20 protein-coding genes and 1 other RNA gene are annotated in these 19333 nt (G+C 51.6%); 15 read left to right on the forward strand and 6 right to left on the reverse strand.

The genetic code is table 11. The features are described 5' to 3' along the window. Nucleotides 1–124: 124 nt before the first annotated feature. The 5 genes from rnpB to garP all read right to left on the reverse strand — a co-directional run bounded on the left by rnpB (nt 125) and on the right by garP (nt 4816). Nucleotides 125–501: RNase P RNA component class A (gene rnpB / locus HUZ68_RS19870), an RNA gene on the reverse strand. Between the two features lie 32 nt (nt 502–533). Continuing rightward, on the reverse strand, nt 534–1679 hold the full coding sequence (garK, locus tag HUZ68_RS19875) for a glycerate 2-kinase (RefSeq protein WP_001301934.1): 1146 nt from the start codon (nt 1677–1679) through the stop codon (nt 534–536). Between the two features lie 96 nt (nt 1680–1775). Then, nucleotides 1776–2666, reverse strand: coding sequence for a 2-hydroxy-3-oxopropionate reductase (garR, locus tag HUZ68_RS19880; RefSeq protein WP_001303675.1), 891 nt, complete (start codon nt 2664–2666; stop codon nt 1776–1778). Between the two features lie 29 nt (nt 2667–2695). Then, complete coding sequence (gene garL / locus HUZ68_RS19885) at nt 2696–3466, reverse strand: 2-dehydro-3-deoxyglucarate aldolase (RefSeq protein WP_001058227.1); 771 nt, start codon at nt 3464–3466, stop codon at nt 2696–2698. Between the two features lie 15 nt (nt 3467–3481). Next, nucleotides 3482–4816, reverse strand: a complete 1335-nt coding sequence (gene garP / locus HUZ68_RS19890) for a galactarate/glucarate/glycerate transporter GarP (protein ID WP_096840151.1) — start codon at nt 4814–4816, stop codon at nt 3482–3484. Between the two features lie 374 nt (nt 4817–5190). On the opposite strand from garP, the gene garD reads away from it, so the two are divergent. The 3 genes from garD (at nt 5191) to yhaV (ending at nt 7710) form a co-directional block, all read left to right on the forward strand. Next, on the forward strand, nt 5191–6762 hold the full coding sequence (garD, locus tag HUZ68_RS19895; protein ID WP_096840150.1) for a galactarate dehydratase: 1572 nt from the start codon (nt 5191–5193) through the stop codon (nt 6760–6762). A 148-nt stretch (nt 6763–6910) separates the two neighbouring features. Continuing rightward, on the forward strand, nt 6911–7246 hold the full coding sequence (gene prlF / locus HUZ68_RS19900) for a type II toxin-antitoxin system antitoxin PrlF (RefSeq protein ID WP_021568806.1): 336 nt from the start codon (nt 6911–6913) through the stop codon (nt 7244–7246). Further along, nucleotides 7246–7710, forward strand: coding sequence for a type II toxin-antitoxin system ribonuclease toxin YhaV (gene yhaV, locus HUZ68_RS19905; RefSeq protein WP_062882798.1), 465 nt, complete (start codon nt 7246–7248; stop codon nt 7708–7710). The genes prlF and yhaV overlap by 1 nt, the downstream gene beginning before the upstream one ends. Nucleotides 7711–7764: 54 nt before the next feature. Here the strand turns inward: yhaV and agaR are convergent, their stop codons facing one another. Next, on the reverse strand, nt 7765–8574 hold the full coding sequence (agaR, locus tag HUZ68_RS19910) for an aga operon transcriptional regulator AgaR (RefSeq protein ID WP_000072187.1): 810 nt from the start codon (nt 8572–8574) through the stop codon (nt 7765–7767). 248 nt (nt 8575–8822) lie between these two features. Here agaR and kbaZ point away from each other — a divergent pair, with 248 nt between their 5' ends. The 12 genes from kbaZ (at nt 8823) to HUZ68_RS19970 (ending at nt 19239) form a co-directional block, all read left to right on the forward strand. After that, nucleotides 8823–10103 (forward strand): tagatose-bisphosphate aldolase subunit KbaZ, encoded by a 1281-nt coding sequence (kbaZ, locus tag HUZ68_RS19915; RefSeq protein WP_239593966.1) that lies wholly within the window; start codon nt 8823–8825, stop codon nt 10101–10103. Nucleotides 10104–10125: 22 nt separating this feature from the next. Next, nucleotides 10126–10599 (forward strand): PTS N-acetylgalactosamine transporter subunit IIB, encoded by a 474-nt coding sequence (gene agaV / locus HUZ68_RS19920; protein ID WP_001362195.1) that lies wholly within the window; start codon nt 10126–10128, stop codon nt 10597–10599. 10 nt (nt 10600–10609) lie between these two features. Further along, nucleotides 10610–11389 carry a PTS N-acetylgalactosamine transporter subunit IIC gene (gene agaW / locus HUZ68_RS19925; RefSeq protein WP_000406214.1) on the forward strand — a complete coding sequence of 260 codons (780 nt, stop codon included), beginning with the start codon at nt 10610–10612 and terminating at the stop codon, nt 11387–11389. Beyond that, nucleotides 11379–12257 carry a PTS N-acetylgalactosamine transporter subunit IID gene (gene agaE, locus HUZ68_RS19930; protein WP_001295548.1) on the forward strand — a complete coding sequence of 293 codons (879 nt, stop codon included), beginning with the start codon at nt 11379–11381 and terminating at the stop codon, nt 12255–12257. Before agaW ends, agaE begins: the two co-directional genes overlap by 11 nt. Before the next feature lie 17 nt (nt 12258–12274). Beyond that, nucleotides 12275–12709, forward strand: coding sequence for a PTS galactosamine/N-acetylgalactosamine transporter subunit IIA (gene agaF / locus HUZ68_RS19935; protein ID WP_000948824.1), 435 nt, complete (start codon nt 12275–12277; stop codon nt 12707–12709). Next, nucleotides 12706–13839 (forward strand): N-acetylglucosamine-6-phosphate deacetylase, encoded by a 1134-nt coding sequence (nagA, locus tag HUZ68_RS19940; protein WP_001307408.1) that lies wholly within the window; start codon nt 12706–12708, stop codon nt 13837–13839. Before agaF ends, nagA begins: the two co-directional genes overlap by 4 nt. Before the next feature lie 350 nt (nt 13840–14189). Beyond that, complete coding sequence (locus HUZ68_RS19945) at nt 14190–15344, forward strand: AgaS family sugar isomerase (protein WP_044186557.1); 1155 nt, start codon at nt 14190–14192, stop codon at nt 15342–15344. Nucleotides 15345–15356: 12 nt separating this feature from the next. After that, the gene (gene kbaY / locus HUZ68_RS19950) at nt 15357–16217 is read left to right on the forward strand and encodes a tagatose-bisphosphate aldolase subunit KbaY (RefSeq protein WP_000022766.1); all 861 of its coding nucleotides are present in this window, start codon (nt 15357–15359) and stop codon (nt 16215–16217) included. A gap of 166 nt (nt 16218–16383) precedes the next feature. After that, a complete protein-coding gene (agaB, locus tag HUZ68_RS19955; RefSeq protein WP_000098025.1) occupies nt 16384–16860 on the forward strand; it encodes a PTS galactosamine transporter subunit IIB in 477 nt (158 codons plus the stop codon). A gap of 38 nt (nt 16861–16898) precedes the next feature. Further along, nucleotides 16899–17702 (forward strand): PTS galactosamine transporter subunit IIC, encoded by an 804-nt coding sequence (gene agaC, locus HUZ68_RS19960; RefSeq protein ID WP_000544489.1) that lies wholly within the window; start codon nt 16899–16901, stop codon nt 17700–17702. Continuing rightward, nucleotides 17692–18483, forward strand: coding sequence for a PTS galactosamine transporter subunit IID (gene agaD, locus HUZ68_RS19965; RefSeq protein WP_000534351.1), 792 nt, complete (start codon nt 17692–17694; stop codon nt 18481–18483). The genes agaC and agaD overlap by 11 nt, the downstream gene beginning before the upstream one ends. Next, a complete protein-coding gene (locus tag HUZ68_RS19970; RefSeq protein WP_001313322.1) occupies nt 18484–19239 on the forward strand; it encodes a galactosamine-6-phosphate isomerase in 756 nt (251 codons plus the stop codon). It abuts the gene before it with no gap. Nucleotides 19240–19333 lie beyond the last annotated feature (94 nt).

Genomic DNA, 19333 nt, shown 5'->3' on the forward strand with positions numbered 1-19333 from the left:
TTACGTACATCAGGTGAAACTGACCGATAAGCCGCTTTCTTTTGGGTATAGCGTCGTGGACAGTCATTCATCTTTCTGCCCCTCCAAAAGCAAAAACCCGCCGAAGCGGGTTTTTACGTAAATCAGGTGAAACTGACCGATAAGCCGGGTTCTGTCGTGGACAGTCATTCATCTAGGCCAGCAATCGCTCACTGGCTCAAGCAGCCTACCCGGGTTCAGTACGGGCCGTACCTTATGAACCCCTATTTGGCCTTGCTCCGGGTGGAGTTTACCGTGCCACGGACTGTTACCAGCCGCGCGGTGCGCTCTTACCGCACCCTTTCACCCTTACCTGATCCCGCTTGCGCGGGCCATCGGCGGTTTGCTCTCTGTTGCACTGGTCGTGGGTTTCCCCCCCAGGCGTTACCTGGCACCCTGCCCTATGGAGCCCGGACTTTCCTCCCCTCCGCCCGTCTCCCCCGAAGAGGACGACGACGAAGCGGCGACTGTCTGGTCAGCTTCGGCGCGCAGTATAGAGGGTTTGCGCGCCCTTGTCACCCCGCGTTGCGCATTCCAATCGCCAGTGTCGCGGCGATATTACGTGAAGCACGGCAGATATTGTCATAAGCCCCGCGGAATGCTTCGTCCAACGTACCTATGCTGGTCAATACGCTGAAGACCGCATCAATGCCATGCTGATGTACAACGCCAACATCATCGGTCAGGCTACCCGCAATGCCAATCACCGGTTTATGGTACTTCTTCGCCACGTTTGCGACACCAATCGGTACCTTGCCGTGAATACTCTGGCTGTCAATACGCCCTTCACCGGTGATCACCAGCGTACAATCGTGAATATGTTCCTCCAGATTCAGTGCCGTAGTGACGATTTCAATACCACTTTTCAGTTCCGCACCAAGAAACGCCATCAGCGCCGCTCCCATACCGCCAGCAGCTCCTGCGCCGGGGACATCTTTCACATCAACATGTAGCGCTTTTTTAATGACCTCGGCATAGTGAGAGAGGTTATTGTCCAGCTCAACAATCATCGCTTCACTGGCTCCCTTTTGTGGGCCAAAGATGCGCGATGCGCCGTTATCGCCCACCAGCGGATTGGTGACATCACAAGCGACGCGAATGACGCAATCTTTTAAGCGCGGATCGAGGCCGGAAATATCAATATCATTCAGAGTATTAAGACTACCGCCGCCAAAACCAATTTCATTGCCGTTGGCGTCGCATAATTTCGCCCCCAGCGCCTGTACCATGCCTGCGCCGCCATCATTTGTAGCGCTGCCGCCAATGCCGATAATAATGTTTGTCGCGCCGCTCTCCAGCGCCTGCAGGATTAACTCGCCTGTGCCGCGTGAAGTGGTCACGAGTGGATCGCGTTTTTCCGCAGGTACCAGCTCCAGCCCACTGGCCGCCGCCATTTCAATAAACGCGGTTTTGCCATCGCCGGAGATCCCCCAACTGGCATTCACTTTCTCGCCCAGCGGCCCTGTAACCCAGGCGTGACGTTCGGAACCCTGGGTGGCTGCAATCATCGCTTCCACCGTTCCTTCGCCACCGTCGGCAACAGGAACAGAAACGTACTGTGCATCAGGAAAAATTTCCCGAAATCCTTTTTCTATCGCCTGCGCAACCTCGCTGGCAGATAAACTTTCTTTATAAGAGTCTGGGGCGATTACGATTTTCATACCTATGCCTGTTACCACATGACGCCGGAGGGCGTTTCTCTTATTCGGCCTGGATTCCAGGCCCGGATTGCAATACGCCATCCGGGCACGACGTCATTAACGAGTAACTTCAACTTTCGCCAGTTTTTCGTAGTAGCACGCCAGGGCGCTATGATCCGCCGTTCCTAAACCATCTGCACGCAGTGCCTGCATCATCTCCATAACCGCAGCTGTGAGCGGCAGTTGCGCGCCGACACCGTGAGAAGTATCCAGCGCATTCGCCAGATCCTTAATATGCAGATCAATGCGGAAGCCCGGTTTGAAGTTGCGGTCCATCACCATCGGCGCTTTGGCATCCAGCACGGTACTGCCCGCCAGCCCACCACGAATTGCCTGATAAACCAGGTCCGGGTTAACGCCCGCTTTAGTTGCCAGCGTTAACGCTTCTGACATCGCGGCAATATTCAGCGCCACAATGACCTGATTTGCCAGTTTAGTGACGTTACCTGCACCGATTTCCCCGGTATGCACCACGGAACCCGCCATCGCTTTCATCAAATCATAGTATTTGTCGAAAATAGCCTTGTCGCCGCCCACCATCACTGACAGCGTACCGTCGATGGCTTTCGGTTCACCGCCGCTCACCGGAGCATCCAGCATATCAATGCCTTTCGCTTTCAGCGCTTCGCTGATTTCACGGCTTGCCAGCGGTGCGATAGAACTCATATCGATCAATACCGTACCTGGCTTCGCGCCTTCAATAATGCCATTCTCACCCAGCGCCACCTCTTTCACATGAGGGGAGTTTGGCAGCATGGTTATGATGACGTCGCACTGTTCAGCGATCGCTTTAGCCGTAGACGCTGTTTCTGCACCTGCAGCAATCACGTCAGCAATAGCTTCTGGGTTACGGTCAGCAACCACCAGCGAGTAACCTGCTTTCAGAAGGTTTTTACTCATTGGTTTACCCATAATCCCCAGGCCAATAAAACCAACTTTCATAGTCATATCAATCATCTCTCTTGTTGCGGTGGTGGTTATTTTTTAAAGGTATCAGCCAGTTTCTGAGTGGCAGAGCGGAAGACGCCGAGATCGCTGCCGACAGCCACAAACGTCGCGCCCCATTCCAGATAACGACGCGCATCGGCTTCGACCGGCGCGAGGATACCGCTGGGTTTGCCGTGCGCGCTGGCACGGTTAAAAATGTGCTGAATTGCTTTTTGTACATCCGGGTGTGATGCATTGCCGAGATGGCCTAATGCCGCGGCCAGATCGCTGGGGCCGACGAAGATGCCGTCTACGCCTTCGGTAGCGGCAATAGCATCGACGTTATCTACGCCCTGCTGACTTTCTATCTGGACCAGAATAGTGATGTTCTTGTTTGACTGAGCGAAATAATCCGCCACGGTGCCAAACATATTGGCGCGGTGAGAAACGGAGACGCCGCGAATGCCTTCTGGCGGATAACGCGTCGATGCCACCGCCTGCTCTGCTTCCTCTTTTGTTTCTACAAAAGGAATCAGGAAGTTATAGAAACCGATATCCAGAAGACGCTTAATAATTACCGGCTCGTTGGTCGGCACTCGTACTACTGGCGCGCTGGCGCTGCCTTTCAGGGCCATTAACTGCGGAATAAACGTGGAGATATCGTTTGGCGCATGTTCGCCATCCAGCACCAGCCAGTCAAACCCAGCCAAACCAAGAACTTCAGTGCTAATCGGGTTAGAGAGTGCTGACCAGCAACCAATTTGTACCTGTTTCGCAGCCAGTGCGGCTTTGAATTTATTCGGGAAAACATCGTTATTCATCGCTTATACCTTTGCTTATTTCTGCAATTCCATACGTTTAATGTCGCCAACTACGAAGAGGTAGCAGACCATCGCCATCAGCGCTGAACATCCCACGAAAACCAGTGCTGCATTGAAGGAGTGCAGTTCACTTACCAGGTAGCCAATCACCAGTGGAGTGACAATGGAGGCAACATTGCCAAAGACGTTAAAGACGCCGCCGCAGAGGCCAACAATCTCTTTCGGCGCGGTGTCAGAAATCACCGGCCAGCCCAGCGCACCAAATCCTTTGCCAAAGAAAGCCAGCGCCATCAGCATGACCACCAGCGTGGTGTTGTTGGTGTAGTTACATAAGATGATGGTGGAAGCCAGCAACATTCCCAGCACAATCGGTAGCTTACGTGCCAGGGTCAGGGATAAACCGCGTTTGATCAGATAATCCGAGAAGACACCTCCCAGCACGCCGCCCGCAAAACCACACAGTGCTGGAATCGAGGCGACCAGACCCACTTTCAGAATCGACATACCTTTTTCCTGCACCAGATAAATCGGGAACCAGGTGAGGAAGAACCAGGTGATGGTGTTGATAAAATATTGTCCGAAAAATACGCCAAGCATCATGCGGTTAGAGAGCAATTGCTTGATGTAATGCAGTTTGGGTCCGCTTGCTGCCGCACTGCCCGGCTTTTTGTGGTCCATATCGACCACCGCGCCATTTTCAGAGATAAACTTCAGCTCTTCCGCAGATATACGTGGGTGATCTGTCGGGTTATGAATCAACTTTATCCACAGCGCCGTCAGCACAAAACCAATCCCCCCCATAACGGTAAAGACGTGCTCCCAGCCCCAGGCGAAAGTCAGCCAGCCAAGCAGCGGCGAAAAGAGCGCCAGCGAGAAATATTGCGCCGAGTTAAAGATGGCGGAGGCAGTACCACGTTCTTTCGTCGGGAACCAGGCGGCGACAATACGGGCGTTCGCCGGGAATGATGGCGCTTCCGAAAACCCCAGCATAAAGCGCATAAAGAACATGGAGATCCCTGCCCAGGCCAGCGGGAACATATCAACAAAGCCTTGTAGGAAGGTGAATAGCGACCAGAAAAAGAGGCTATAGGTGTAAACTTTTTTCGAGCCAAACTTATCAAGCAGCCAGCCGCCGGGGATTTGCATCAGCAAGTAGGCCCAGCCAAAAGCAGAGAAGATGTAACCCATCGAAACCGCACTTAACTGCAACTCTTTTGCCACTTCGGTACCAGCAATAGACAGCGTTGCACGATCGGCGTAGTTAACGGCGGTAACAATAAAAATAATCAGTAATATTAAATAGCGGGTATGCACGCCTTTCTTTTTTTCGTCAACGGTGTCCAGAATCATTTTATTTACCTCGGGTACTTATGCTGATTTTTATTATTATGGGGAAGGTGTTATTTATGAGTTTCATTTATGCCGTAACGGCAATGAACTCGGGAATTAGTATAAGCAGCGCGAGAATAATAATCATTGTGCAAATGCTAATTTAATTAATGCTATTTAAATATTATTTTGAGCATATGCACATAAGGTTGCGCGCTAAAGCACAGATTTGCGCTTTACCTTGCCGGGCGGCGCTGCAATCCCTGAAATGATTGACATTGATCACATTTCTGCGTTTAAACTCCTGACATTCTTATTTCACCCAATGAAGTCATTTATTTTTAAATGAGACCAGGTCCTCATTTTAATAACCCCTGGCTGGAGAATATTGCACAATGGCCAACATCGAAATCAGACAAGAAACGCCAACTGCGTTTTATATAAAAGTTCACGACACAGATAATGTGGCAATTATTGTTAATGATAATGGCCTGAAAGCAGGAACGCGTTTTCCGGATGGGCTGGAATTAATTGAACATATTCCCCAGGGGCATAAAGTCGCATTGCTGGACATTCCGGCTAATGGTGAAATTATTCGTTATGGCGAAGTGATTGGTTACGCCGTGCGTGCAATCCCACGCGGAAGCTGGATCGACGAATCAATGGTTGTACTACCGGAAGCGCCGCCGTTACACACGCTGCCACTGGCAACCAAAGTCCCGGAACCCTTACCGCCGCTGGAAGGATACACCTTTGAGGGCTATCGCAATGCCGATGGCAGCGTGGGCACCAAAAACCTGCTCGGCATCACCACCAGCGTCCACTGTGTGGCAGGCGTGGTGGACTACGTAGTAAAAATCATTGAACGCGATCTGCTACCGAAATACCCGAACGTCAATGGCGTGGTGGGGCTGAATCATTTGTACGGTTGTGGCGTGGCGATTAACGCACCGGCGGCAGTTGTTCCTATTCGTACCATTCACAATATTTCGCTGAACCCTAACTTTGGCGGCGAAGTAATGGTGATTGGCCTGGGTTGTGAAAAGTTGCAGCCTGAGCGCCTGCTGACTGGAACGGATGATGTGCAAGCTATTCCAGTAGAAAGCGCCAGCATTGTCAGTTTGCAGGATGAAAAGCATGTCGGTTTTCAGTCCATGGTCGAGGATATTTTGCAGGTCGCCGAACGCCATTTGCACAAACTGAATCAACGGCAGCGAGAAACCTGTCCGGCTTCAGAACTGGTTGTCGGCATGCAGTGCGGCGGCAGCGATGCGTTTTCTGGCGTAACGGCAAACCCGGCGGTTGGGTATGCGTCTGATCTACTGGTGCGCTGCGGCGCAACGGTGATGTTCTCAGAAGTCACGGAAGTGCGTGACGCGATCCATCTGCTGACACCACGCGCAGTGAACGAAGAGGTCGGCAAACGGCTGCTGGAGGAGATGGAGTGGTACGATAACTATCTCAATATGGGAAAAACCGACCGCAGCGCCAACCCTTCGCCGGGCAACAAGAAAGGCGGTCTGGCAAACGTGGTAGAGAAGGCACTCGGCTCCATTGCTAAATCGGGTAAAAGCGCAATTGTTGAAGTGCTGTCGCCCGGTCAACGCCCGACTAAACGCGGATTAATTTACGCCGCGACGCCAGCCAGCGATTTTGTCTGTGGCACGCAACAGGTGGCTTCGGGTATCACCGTGCAAGTGTTTACGACCGGTCGTGGTACGCCGTACGGCCTGATGGCGGTACCCGTCATTAAAATGGCGACCCGCACCGAGCTGGCGAACCGCTGGTTTGATTTAATGGATATTAACGCGGGCACTATCGCCACCGGCGAAGAAACCATTGAAGAGGTGGGCTGGAAGTTGTTCCACTTTATTCTCGACGTCGCCAGCGGGAAGAAGAAAACCTTCTCGGATCAATGGGGGCTGCATAACCAGCTGGCAGTGTTTAACCCGGCACCGGTGACCTGATTTCTTTTGGAACGTCCCTCGCAAAACATGGCCTTAGTGCCATGTTTTTATTGTTTAAAGCCCCCACGTCCATTAATAATGCATTTGCATTACCTTAGTTCAAGCTTATAATTTGAGCAGAAAACAGGCTGTAAAAGGACAGTGAATCATGCCCGCTAATGCTCGCTCTCACGCTGTACTGACCACTGAATCAAAGGTCACGATACGCGGACAAACAACTATCCCCGCGCCAGTGCGTGAGGCTTTAAAACTGAAGCCAGGCCAGGACAGCATTCATTACGAAATTCTGCCTGGTGGGCAAGTATTTATGTGCCGACTGGGAAATGAACAGGAGGATCATACTATGAATGCATTTTTGCGTTTTCTGGATGCAGATATCCAGAACAACCCGCAAAAAACTCGTCCATTCAACATTCAACAAGGAAAGAAACTTGTCGCTGGCATGGACGTCAACATTGATGATGAGATTGGCGACGACGAATAATGGATTTTCCACAAAGGGTTAATGGTTGGGCGCTATATGCTCATCCCTGTTTTCAGGAAACCTACGACGCTTTAGTTGCCGAAGTCGAGACATTAAAGGGAAAAGATCCTGAAAATTATCAGAGAAAAGCCGCCACAAAGTTATTGGCGGTAGTCCATAAAGTGATTGAGGAGCATATCACGGTCAATCCATCATCACCGGCATTCCGTCATGGCAAGTCGTTAGGCTCTGGGAAAAATAAAGACTGGTCACGGGTAAAATTTGATGCTGGTCGTTATCGTCTCTTCTTTCGTTATAGTGAAAAAGAGAAAGTCATCATTCTGGGATGGATGAACGATGAAAACACGCTGCGCACCTACGGTAAAAAAACAGATGCCTATACCGTATTCAGTAAAATGTTAAAAAGAGGACATCCTCCTGCCGACTGGGAAAGCCTCACCCAAGAGACAGAAGAAACCCATTGATGGTGTTCACAATGCCCGCCGAACGCATTCGTGTTGACCAGCGGGCACCCTTTCTCACTCCCCGACCAGAATCACTTCAACCCCAGCCTTTCGCAGTCCTTCCAGACTATCCGCAGGAATGCCTTCATCAACAATGATCATGTCGATACGTTGAGTATCAATGATCTTATGTAAACTGGAACGATTGAATTTACTGGAATCGGTGACCACGATGATCCGTTCCGCAACTTCGCACATCCGGCGGTTTAAACGGGCTTCATCTTCATTATGCGTGCTGACGCCGCGCTCCAGATCGATCGCATCTACACCAAGAAACAGCATATCGAAGTGGTAATTTTGCAGCGATTGTTCAGCCTGATCGCCGTAAAAAGATTGCGACTGACGGCGCAAATGCCCGCCGGTCATCAGCAGCTCAACGCCTTCCGCTTCCAGCAAAGCATTAGCCACGTTCATACCGTTGGTCATCGCAATTACGTCAGTGTGCTTGCGCATCAGACGAGCAATCTCAAAAGTGGTGGTCCCGGAATCGAGGATCACCCGATGACCTGGCTGAATCAACTCAACGGCAGCTTTCGCAACGCTGCGTTTCATCGCGGTGTTCAGTGCGCTTTTATCTTCCACTGATGGCTCGACTGACGGCGTCGTGCTATCGCAGATCAACGCGCCACCATAGGCACGCACAGCGATCCCCTGCTTTTCCAGAAACGCCAGATCGTTGCGGATCGTCACAGTAGATACGCCATACAATGCCGACAGATCGTTAACCTGCACACTCCCTTGCTGTCGCAGACGCTGAATGATCTGTTCTCGTCGCTCGCTGGTGCCTGTCACTCGCTTCTCACCTGAAGCGTCGGTATTACTCATAGTAAGTCCTTTCGTAAAACTTTCGTTTCATTTCGTTTTGCCTATTAACGCCTTTCTATTAAGCAAATGCAAGCCCACCTTGCCCATTGACGCAAGCTACTCTCGTTTCAGTGGCTTTCATTATGTTTCTTTTGTGAATCAGATCAGAAAACTATTATCTTTCGTTTTATTTTTATCTCACCATGACGCAGTATCAAGTGAAACAAAACGAAAGATTAATATCGCAGTAATCTGAACTGGAGAGGAAAGTGAAACATCTGACAGAAATGGTGAGACAGCACAAAGCGGGCAAAACAAATGGAATTTATGCCGTTTGTTCCGCACATCCGCTGGTGCTGGAGGCTGCAATCCGCTACGCCAGTGCAAACCAAACGCCGTTACTGATTGAAGCAACCTCCAATCAGGTAGACCAGTTCGGCGGTTATACCGGAATGACGCCCGCCGATTTTCGCGGCTTTGTTTGTCAGCTCGCCGACTCGTTGAATTTCCCGCAGGATGCGTTGATTCTGGGTGGTGACCATCTGGGGCCAAACCGCTGGCAAAACCTGCCGGCCGCTCAGGCAATGGCCAATGCCGATGATTTGATTAAAAGCTACGTTGCGGCAGGATTCAAAAAAATCCACCTTGATTGCAGCATGTCCTGTCAGGACGATCCGATTCCCTTAACTGATGACATCGTGGCTGAACGCGCCGCCCGTCTGGCGAAAGTGGCGGAAGAAACCTGTCGCGAACACTTTGGCGAAGCCGATTTGGAGTATGTCATTGGTACCGAAGTGCCGGTACCTGGCGGCGCGCATGAAACCTTAAGCGAGCTGGCGGTCACCACGCCGGATGCCGCCCGCGCCACGCTGGAAGCCCATCGTCACGCCTTTGAAAAGCAAGGTTTGAATGCCATCTGGCCACGCATCATTGCCCTGGTGGTTCAACCCGGCGTCGAATTCGATCACACCAACGTTATTGATTATCAGCCCGCCAAAGCGACCGCCTTAAGCCAGATGGTCGAAAACTACGAAACGCTGATTTTCGAAGCGCACTCTACCGATTATCAAACGCCGCAATCGCTGCGCCAGCTGGTGATTGACCACTTTGCCATTCTGAAAGTTGGCCCGGCGCTGACCTTCGCCCTGCGTGAAGCTCTGTTCTCTCTGGCAGCGATTGAAGAAGAACTGGTGCCAGCAAAAGCCTGTTCTGGTCTGCGTCAGGTGCTGGAAAACGTGATGCTCGACCACCCGGAATACTGGCAAAGCCACTACCACGGTGACGGCAACGCACGTCGTCTGGCGCGTGGTTATAGCTACTCGGATCGCGTGCGCTATTACTGGCCGGACAGCCAGATTGATGACGCTTTCGCTCATCTGGTACGTAATCTGGCGGATTCACCAATTCCGCTGCCGCTGATCAGCCAGTATCTGCCGCTGCAGTACGTGAAAGTTCGCTCCGGCGAGCTGCAGCCAACGCCACGGGAACTCATTATCAACCATATTCAGGACATCCTGGCGCAGTACCACACAGCCTGTGAAGGCCAATAAGCAAAACAAAGAGGAACACGCTATGCCAAATATTGTTTTAAGCCGGATTGATGAACGCTTGATTCACGGTCAGGTCGGCGTTCAGTGGGTCGGATTTGCGGGGGCAAATCTGGTGCTGGTAGCCAACGATGAGGTTGCCGAAGATCCGGTACAGCAAAACCTGATGGAAATGGTACTGGCAGAAGGGATCGCCGTACGTTTCTGGACGCTGCAAAAAGTTATCGACAACATTCATCGCGCCGCCGATCGACAGAAAATCCTGCTGGTATGTAAAACACCTGCCGATTTCCTGACGCTGGTGAAAGGTAGCGTTCCGGTGAATCGCATTAACGTTGGCAATATGCACTACGCCAATGGCAAGCAACAAATCGCCAAAACGGTTTCTGTGGATGCGGGCGATATCGCAGCATTTAACGACCTGAAAGCCGCTGGGGTGGAATGCTTCGTTCAGGGCGTCCCGACAGAGCCTGCTGTGGACCTCTTTAAATTACTTTGAGGGATTCATCATGGAAATCAGTCTGTTGCAGGCATTCGCGTTGGGCATTATCGCCTTTATCGCTGGCCTGGATATGTTTAACGGCTTAACCCATATGCACCGCCCGGTGGTCCTCGGCCCGTTAGTCGGGCTGGTACTTGGCGATCTGCATACCGGTATTTTAACCGGCGGTACGCTGGAACTGGTGTGGATGGGGCTGGCCCCGCTGGCGGGCGCACAGCCGCCTAACGTGATTATCGGTACTATCGTCGGCACGGCGTTTGCCATTACTACTGGCGTGAAACCCGATGTCGCAGTCGGTGTCGCCGTACCTTTCGCTGTCGCAGTACAGATGGGGATTACCTTCCTGTTCTCGGTGATGTCTGGCGTGATGTCTCGCTGCGACCGGATGGCGGAGAACGCCGATACTCGCGGCATTGAACGCGTAAACTATCTGGCACTGCTGGCACTCGGCACTTTCTATTTTCTCTGCGCTTTCCTGCCTATCTACTTCGGCGCGGAACATGCAAAAACCATCATTGATGTCCTGCCGCAACGATTAATCGACGGCCTCGGCGTCGCGGGCGGCATCATGCCAGCAATCGGTTTTGCCGTGCTGCTGAAAATCATGATGAAAAACGTCTACATCCCCTACTTCATCCTGGGCTTTGTTGCCGCAGCCTGGCTCAAGTTACCGGTGCTGGCTATTGCTGCCGCCGCGCTGGCGATGGCGCTGATCGATCTGTTGCGTAAATCTCCTGAACCGACTCAACCTGCGGCACAGAAAGAGGAATTTGAAGATGGCATCTAATCAAACCACCCTGCCGAACGTCAGTGAAAACGAAGAAACATTGCTGACTGGCGTCAATGAAAACGTGTATGAAGATCAGAGCATTGGCGCGGAGCTGACGAAAAAAGATATCAACCGCGTCGCCTGGCGTTCCATGCTGTTACAAGCGTCTTTTAACTACGAACGTATGCAGGCTTCTGGCTGGTTGTACGGTCTGCTGCCTGCTCTGAAAAAGATCCACACTAATAAACGCGACCTGGCGCGCGCCATGAAGGGGCATATGGGTTTCTTCAATACCCATCCGTTTCTGGTGACATTTGTTATCGGCATTATCCTTGCGATGGAGCGTTCTAAGCAGGACGTTAACAGTATTCAGAGCACCAAAATTGCCGTCGGTGCGCCGCTCGGCGGGATTGGCGATGCAATGTTCTGGCTAACGCTACTGCCGATTTGTGGCGGGATTGGAGCCAGTCTGGCATTGCAAGGCTCCATTCTTGGCGCAGTCGTCTTTATTGTGCTGTTCAACGTGGTACACCTGGGGCTGCGTTTTGGTCTGGCGCATTATGCTTACCGCATGGGCGTGGCGGCGATTCCACTCATTAAAGCAAATACCAAAAAAGTCGGCCATGCTGCGTCTATCGTTGGGATGACGGTAATCGGTGCGCTGGTGGCAACCTATGTTCGTTTAAGCACCACGCTGGAAATCACAGCGGGCGACGCAGTGGTTAAGTTACAGGCTGATGTTATCGACAAACTGATGCCTGCCTTCTTACCGTTGGTCTACACCCTGACCATGTTTTGGTTGGTACGCCGCGGCTGGAGTCCGCTGCGTCTGATTGCAGTTACCGTGGTTCTCGGCATCGTCGGTAAATTCTGCCATTTCCTTTAAATACAATGAGGTATTAGATGTTAAGTATTATTTTGACAGGGCATGGCGGGTTTGCCAGCGGCATGGAAAAAGCAATGAAGCAAATTCTCGGTGAGCAATCGCAGTTTATCGCCATCGATTTTCCGGAAACCTCAAGCACCGCGCTGCTTACATCGCAGCTTGAAGAGGCCATCGCCCAACTGGATTGTGAAGACGGCATTGTTTTTCTGACGGATTTGCTGGGCGGCACGCCGTTTCGCGTAGCTTCAACGCTGGCGATGCAAAAACCGGGCTGTGAAGTGATCACCGGCACCAATTTGCAACTGCTACTGGAGATGGTGCTGGAGCGCGAAGGGTTAAGCGGTGAAGAATTCCGTGTACAGGCGCTGGAGTGTGGACATCGTGGGCTGACCAGTCTGGTGGACGAGTTAGGCCGCTGCCATGAAGAATGTCCGGTCGAGGAAGGGATATGACACACGTTCTGCGCGCCAGAAGGCTGCTGACTGAAGAGGGATGGCTCGATGACCATCAGTTGCGTATTGCTGACGGTGTCATCGCAGCAATCGAACCGATTCCAGTGGGCGTGACTGAACGCGATGCGGAACTGCTCTGCCCTGCTTACATCGACACCCATGTACATGGTGGTGCGGGCGTTGATGTAATGGATGACGCGCCGGATGTACTCGACAAGCTGGCAATGCACAAGGCACGCGAAGGTGTCGGCAGTTGGTTACCGACCACCGTAACCGCGCCGCTTAATACCATTCATGCGGCGCTGAAACGTATTGCTCAACGTTGCCAACGTGGCGGACCTGGTGCGCAAGTGCTGGGGAGTTATCTCGAAGGACCGTACTTCACGCCGCAGAATAAAGGCGCGCATCCGCCGGAGTTGTTTCGCGAGCTTGAAATTGCCGAGCTGGATCAATTGATTGCCGTTTCTCAGCACACCTTACGCGTGGTAGCGCTGGCACCGGAAAAAGAGGGGGCATTGCAGGCCATCCGCCATCTTAAACAGCAAAATGTACGAGTGATGCTGGGGCATAGCGCGGCGACCTGGCAACAAACTCGCGCCGCGTTTGATGCTGGTGCCGACGGCCTGGTGCATTGCTATAACGGGATGACAGGTTTACATCACCGCGAACCGGGAATGGTTGGCGCGGGATTAACGGACAAGCGCGCCTGGCTGGAACTGATAGCCGATGGTCATCATGTGCATCCGGCGGCGATGTCGCTGTGTTGTTGCTGTGCGAAAGAGAGAATCGTGCTGATCACCGACGCGATGCAAGCAGCCGGGATGCCGGATGGTCGCTATACGTTATGTGGCGAAGAAGTGCAGATGCACGGTGGCGTTGTCCGTACCGCGTCCGGTGGGCTGGCGGGCAGTACGCTGTCTGTTGATGCGGCAGTGCGCAACATGGTCGAGTTGACGGGCGTAACGCCTGCGGAAGCCATTCATATGGCATCGCTGCATCCGGCGCGAATGCTGGGTGTTGATGGTGTTCTGGGATCGCTTAAACCGGGCAAACGCGCCAGCGTCGTTGCGCTGGATAGCGGGCTGCATGTGCAACAAATCTGGATTCAGGGTCAATTAGCTTCGTTTTGATAGTTTGCTCCTTTATTGGGCCTTCACTTCCCCCGTAAGGCCTTTCTTTTTCTTTCTTTTTGATCTGTGCAGCGGTGTCGGATGCGACGCTAACGCGTCTTATCCGACCTACGATACGCCGCATCCGGCAATCGGTGAACATAGCGACGTCATTACGCAATTCTTTAATCTTCCCTTGTCTTTTCTTTCAATGATCACAGATTTCGTTTTATTTCCTTTTTCTCCATTGAACTTTCGGTTTCTTTTCTATAGATTTTAATCAACGAAAGACATCACCAAGTGAAATGAAACGAAAGGCAAGCGAAAGCGACAACGCCCGACGTCAAGTTCATCAGACTAAGGATTGAGTTATGCCAGAAAATTACACCCCTGCTGCCGCCGCAACCGGTACATGGACTGAAGAAGAGATCCGCCAACAGCCTCGCGCATGGATCCGTTCACTCACCAACATCGACGCGCTACGTTCCGCGCTCAATAACTTCCTTGAACCGTTACTGCGCAAAGAGAATCTGCGGATCATCCTGACCGGAGCCGGAACCTCGGCATTTATCGGTGACATCATCGCGCCGTGGCTCGCCAGCCATACCGGTAAAAACTTCAGCGCCGTACCGACCACCGATCTGGTCACTAATCCGATGGACTACCTGAACCCAGCCCATCCGCTGCTGTTGATCTCCTTCGGTCGATCCGGCAACAGCCCGGAAAGCGTCGCAGCCGTGGAACTGGCAAATCAATTTGTACCTGAATGCTATCACCTGCCGATCACCTGCAACGAAGCGGGCGCTCTTTACCAAAACGCGATCAATAGCGATAACGCGTTTGCCCTGCTGATGCCCGCAGAAACGCACGATCGCGGCTTTGCGATGACCAGCAGCATTACCACCATGATGGCCAGCTGCCTCGCGGTTTTCGCACCTGAGACGATCAACAGCCAAACCTTCCGCGACGTGGCGGATCGTTGCCAGGCGATCCTGACCTCACTGGGCGATTTCAGCGAAGGTGTGTTTGGTTACGCACCGTGGAAACGGATCGTTTATCTCGGCAGCGGTGGCTTACAGGGCGCAGCACGCGAGTCGGCGCTGAAAGTGCTGGAACTGACGGCGGGTAAACTGGCGGCCTTTTATGATTCTCCAACCGGATTCCGTCATGGACCAAAATCGCTGGTCGATGACGAAACGCTGGTGGTGGTATTTGTCTCCAGCCACCCTTACACCCGTCAGTATGATCTTGATCTGCTGGCTGAACTTCGCCGTGACAACCAGGCAATGCGTGTAATCGCCATCGCCGCGGAAAGCAGCGACATCGTCGCTGCCGGTCCACATATCATCCTGCCACCGTCACGTCACTTTATCGACGTTGAGCAGGCATTTTGCTTCCTGATGTACGCCCAGACGTTTGCACTGATGCAGTCGCTGCACATGGGCAATACGCCGGATACCCCATCAGCCAGTGGCACCGTTAACCGCGTGGTGCAAGGCGTAATCATTCATCCGTGGCAGGCATAAGAGGATCGCATTATGAGCATTATCTCCACCAAATATCTGTTACAGGACGCCCAGGCCAATGGCTACGCGGTGCCTGCTTTTAACATTCATAACGCCGAGACGATCCAGGCGATCCTCGAAGTGTGCAGTGAAATGCGATCGCCGGTGATCCTCGCCGGAACGCCGGGGACCTTTAAACATATCGCGCTGGAAGAGATCTACGCCCTGTGCAGCGCCTATTCCACAACCTACAACATGCCACTGGCGCTGCATCTCGACCACCACGAATCGCTGGATGATATTCGCCGTAAAGTCCACGCAGGTGTGCGCAGTGCAATGATCGACGGCAGCCACTTCCCGTTTGCCGAGAACGTGAAGCTGGTGAAATCGGTTGTTGACTTCTGCCACTCACAGGATTGCAGCGTGGAAGCAGAACTGGGCCGCCTGGGCGGTGTTGAAGATGACATGAGCGTTGACGCCGAAAGTGCATTCCTGACCGATCCACAAGAAGCTAAACGCTTTGTCGAACTGACTGGCGTCGACAGCCTGGCGGTAGCGATTGGTACGGCGCACGGCTTATACAGCAAAACGCCGAAGATTGATTTCCAGCGGCTGGCGGAAATTCGTGAAGTGGTGGATGTTCCTCTGGTGCTACATGGTGCCAGCGATGTTCCGGATGAATTTGTCCGTCGCACTATTGAACTTGGCGTCACAAAAGTGAACGTTGCCACAGAATTAAAAATAGCCTTCGCCGGCGCGGTTAAAGCCTGGTTTGCGGAAAATCCGCAGGGTAATGATCCTCGTTATTATATGCGCGTCGGAATGGATGCGATGAAAGAAGTTGTCAGAAATAAAATTAATGTCTGTGGTTCAGCGAATCGAATTTCAGCATAATCATTAGTTTTTTATGATTTATCCCAATGTACTTCCCGATTAATATCGGGGAGTGCCTTAATGGAAAAGGAGATGACTAAACCTTAATAAATAGATCAGTACAATATCGCAACAATAATATATTTAAAAAAATTATATTATTCAACTTTATGGTGAGGATTACACAATGAGCAGTCCAAATATTCTCTTAACCCGTATTGATAACCGTCTGGTTCACGGTCAGGTTGGCGTGACCTGGACATCCACCATCGGTGCGAATCTGCTGGTAGTCGTGGATGATGTTGTCGCTAACGATGATATTCAACAGAAATTAATGGGTATTACCGCAGAAACCTACGGCTTTGGCATTCGTTTCTTTACTATCGAAAAAACCATTAACGTCATCGGCAAAGCTGCACCGCATCAGAAGATCTTCCTGATTTGCCGTACGCCACAAACGGTACGTAAATTGGTAGAAGGTGGCATTGACCTGAAAGATGTCAACGTCGGCAATATGCATTTCTCGGAAGGGAAAAAGCAAATCAGCAGTAAAGTTTATGTCGATGACCAGGATCTCACGGACTTACGTTTTATTAAACAACGTGGCGTGAATGTTTTCATTCAGGACGTCCCTGGCGATCAAAAAGAACAAATCCCTGACTAAATCTAAAATCGCCTTAATATTGGTTTGAGGTAATAAAAATGCATGAAATAACCCTACTTCAGGGATTATCCCTGGCGGCGTTAGTTTTCGTTCTGGGGATTGATTTTTGGCTGGAAGCCTTATTTTTATTCCGCCCGATAATCGTTTGTACCCTAACTGGCGCTATTCTCGGTGATATTCAGACTGGCTTAATTACCGGTGGTCTGACAGAGTTGGCTTTCGCCGGATTAACCCCTGCAGGTGGTGTTCAGCCGCCCAACCCGATTATGGCGGGTCTGATGACCACCGTCATTGCATGGTCTACGGGCGTTGATGCCAAAACGGCAATTGGTCTTGGCCTGCCGTTTAGTTTGTTAATGCAGTACGTCATTCTGTTCTTCTATTCTGCTTTCTCATTATTTATGACCAAAGCCGATAAATGCGCGAAAGAGGCGGATACGGCAGCGTTTTCCCGACTTAACTGGACAACGATGCTCATCGTCGCTTCAGCGTATGCGGTGATTGCTTTCCTCTGTACTTACCTGGCACAAGGGGCGATGCAGGCGCTGGTGAAAGCGATGCCCGCTTGGCTGACCCACGGCTTTGAAGTGGCTGGCGGTATTCTGCCTGCCGTTGGTTTTGGCTTGCTGCTGCGCGTGATGTTCAAAGCACAATATATCCCTTACCTGATCGCCGGTTTCCTGTTTGTTTGCTACATCCAGGTCAGCAACCTGTTGCCGGTTGCCGTACTGGGCGCAGGCTTTGCGGTGTATGAGTTTTTCAATGCGAAATCCCGGCAGCAAGCGCAACCGCAGCCCGTTGCCAGTAAAAATGAAGAAGAGGACTACAGCAATGGGATCTGAAATCAGTAAAAAAGATATCACCCGTCTGGGCTTTCGTTCGTCGCTGCTGCAAGCGAGCTTTAACTACGAAAGGATGCAAGCGGGCGGTTTTACCTGGGCGATGTTGCCGATCCTGAAAAAGATTTATAAGGATGACAAACCGGGCCTAAGCGCAGCGATGAAAGATAACCTCGAATTTATTAATACCCACCCGAATCTGGTCGGATTCCTGATGGGGTTATTAATTTCGATGGAAGAAAAAGGAGAAAACCGCGACACCATTAAAGGCCTCAAAGTGGCACTGTTTGGCCCAATCGCCGGGATTGGCGATGCGATTTTCTGGTTTACTTTGTTGCCGATTATGGCGGGAATTTGCTCATCATTTGCCAGCCAGGGAAACCTGCTGGGGCCGATTCTATTTTTCGCCGTTTACCTGCTTATCTTTTTCCTGCGCGTCGGCTGGACCCACGTCGGTTATTCAGTCGGCGTGAAGGCGATCGATAAAGTGCGAGAGAACTCGCAGATGATTGCTCGCTCGGCAACCATCCTCGGGATCACGGTAATCGGCGGGCTGATCGCTTCGTATGTGCATATTAACGTGGTGACATCGTTTGCCATCGACAGTACCCACAGCGTCGCGCTGCAACAGGATTTCTTCGATAAAGTCTTCCCGAACATTTTACCGATGGCCTACACCCTGCTGATGTATTACTTCCTGCGGGTGAAAAAAGCGCATCCGGTGCTGTTAATCGGCGTGACTTTTGTGCTCTCTATTGTTTGTTCCGCATTCGGCATTTTGTAAATGGAACGAGGCACTGCGTCTGGCGGTGCCTCTTTACTTAAGGAATTTCATCCTGTGCAAACCCTTCAGCAAGTTGAAAACTATACGGCGTTAAGTGAACGTGCCAGCGAATATTTATTGGCCGTGATCCGTAGCAAACCGGATGCCGTGATTTGCCTGGCGACCGGAGCCACGCCATTACTGACGTATCATTATCTGGTAGAAAAAATCCACCAGCAGCAGGTTGATGTCAGCCTGCTGACCTTCGTCAAGCTCGACGAATGGGTGGATCTGCCATTAACTATGCCTGGCACCTGCGAAACTTTCCTGCAACAGCATATCGTGCAGCCGCTGGGGCTACGTGAAGACCAGCTCATCAGCTTTCGCTCCGAAGAGATAAATGAGACAGAGTGCGAACGGGTAACGAACCTGATTGCGCGCAAAGGCGGTCTGGATTTATGCGTTCTCGGATTGGGGAAAAACGGTCATCTTGGGCTGAACGAACCGGGAGAAAACCTGCAACCGGCCTGCCATATCAGTCAACTTGATGCCAGAACACAGCAACATGAGATGTTAAAAACCGCGGGTCGCCCCGTGACTCGTGGGATCACCTTAGGCCTGAAGGATATTCTCAATGCCCGCGAGGTTTTGTTACTGGTGACTGGCGAAGGAAAGCAGGATGCGACAGAACGTTTTCTCACGGCTAAAGTCTCTACCTCTATCCCGGCTTCGTTTTTGTGGCTGCACAGTAACTTTATTTGTTTAATTAATACCTAACCAGATGAAAAATTTGCTCAAAATGTTTAAATTAACTTATGCAACAGTCACGCATTATATTAAATAACATTTGACTGGGTTGAACATAACGCCA

This window comes from Shigella dysenteriae, assembly GCF_022354085.1.
Classification (GTDB): Bacteria; Pseudomonadota; Gammaproteobacteria; order Enterobacterales; family Enterobacteriaceae; genus Escherichia; species Escherichia coli.

Excerpts from the sequence above, each read along its gene's own strand:
- HUZ68_RS19970 (WP_001313322.1), top strand. The coding sequence starts at position 18,484 with ATGGAACGAGGCACTGCGTCTGGCGGTGCCTCTTTACTTAAGGAATTT.
- prlF (WP_021568806.1), top strand. The coding sequence starts at position 6,911 with ATGCCCGCTAATGCTCGCTCTCACGCTGTACTGACCACTGAATCAAAG.
- nagA (WP_001307408.1), top strand. The coding sequence starts at position 12,706 with ATGACACACGTTCTGCGCGCCAGAAGGCTGCTGACTGAAGAGGGATGG.
- garR (WP_001303675.1), bottom strand. The coding sequence starts at position 2,666 with ATGACTATGAAAGTTGGTTTTATTGGCCTGGGGATTATGGGTAAACCA.
- agaR (WP_000072187.1), bottom strand. The coding sequence starts at position 8,574 with ATGAGTAATACCGACGCTTCAGGTGAGAAGCGAGTGACAGGCACCAGC.
- yhaV (WP_062882798.1), top strand. The coding sequence starts at position 7,246 with ATGGATTTTCCACAAAGGGTTAATGGTTGGGCGCTATATGCTCATCCC.
- garL (WP_001058227.1), bottom strand. The coding sequence starts at position 3,466 with ATGAATAACGATGTTTTCCCGAATAAATTCAAAGCCGCACTGGCTGCG.
- agaE (WP_001295548.1), top strand. The coding sequence starts at position 11,379 with ATGGCATCTAATCAAACCACCCTGCCGAACGTCAGTGAAAACGAAGAA.
- garK (WP_001301934.1), bottom strand. The coding sequence starts at position 1,679 with ATGAAAATCGTAATCGCCCCAGACTCTTATAAAGAAAGTTTATCTGCC.
- kbaY (WP_000022766.1), top strand. The coding sequence starts at position 15,357 with ATGAGCATTATCTCCACCAAATATCTGTTACAGGACGCCCAGGCCAAT.
- garP (WP_096840151.1), bottom strand. The coding sequence starts at position 4,816 with ATGATTCTGGACACCGTTGACGAAAAAAAGAAAGGCGTGCATACCCGC.
- agaC (WP_000544489.1), top strand. The coding sequence starts at position 16,899 with ATGCATGAAATAACCCTACTTCAGGGATTATCCCTGGCGGCGTTAGTT.
- agaF (WP_000948824.1), top strand. The coding sequence starts at position 12,275 with ATGTTAAGTATTATTTTGACAGGGCATGGCGGGTTTGCCAGCGGCATG.
- garD (WP_096840150.1), top strand. The coding sequence starts at position 5,191 with ATGGCCAACATCGAAATCAGACAAGAAACGCCAACTGCGTTTTATATA.
- agaD (WP_000534351.1), top strand. The coding sequence starts at position 17,692 with ATGGGATCTGAAATCAGTAAAAAAGATATCACCCGTCTGGGCTTTCGT.
- HUZ68_RS19945 (WP_044186557.1), top strand. The coding sequence starts at position 14,190 with ATGCCAGAAAATTACACCCCTGCTGCCGCCGCAACCGGTACATGGACT.
- agaW (WP_000406214.1), top strand. The coding sequence starts at position 10,610 with ATGGAAATCAGTCTGTTGCAGGCATTCGCGTTGGGCATTATCGCCTTT.
- agaV (WP_001362195.1), top strand. The coding sequence starts at position 10,126 with ATGCCAAATATTGTTTTAAGCCGGATTGATGAACGCTTGATTCACGGT.
- agaB (WP_000098025.1), top strand. The coding sequence starts at position 16,384 with ATGAGCAGTCCAAATATTCTCTTAACCCGTATTGATAACCGTCTGGTT.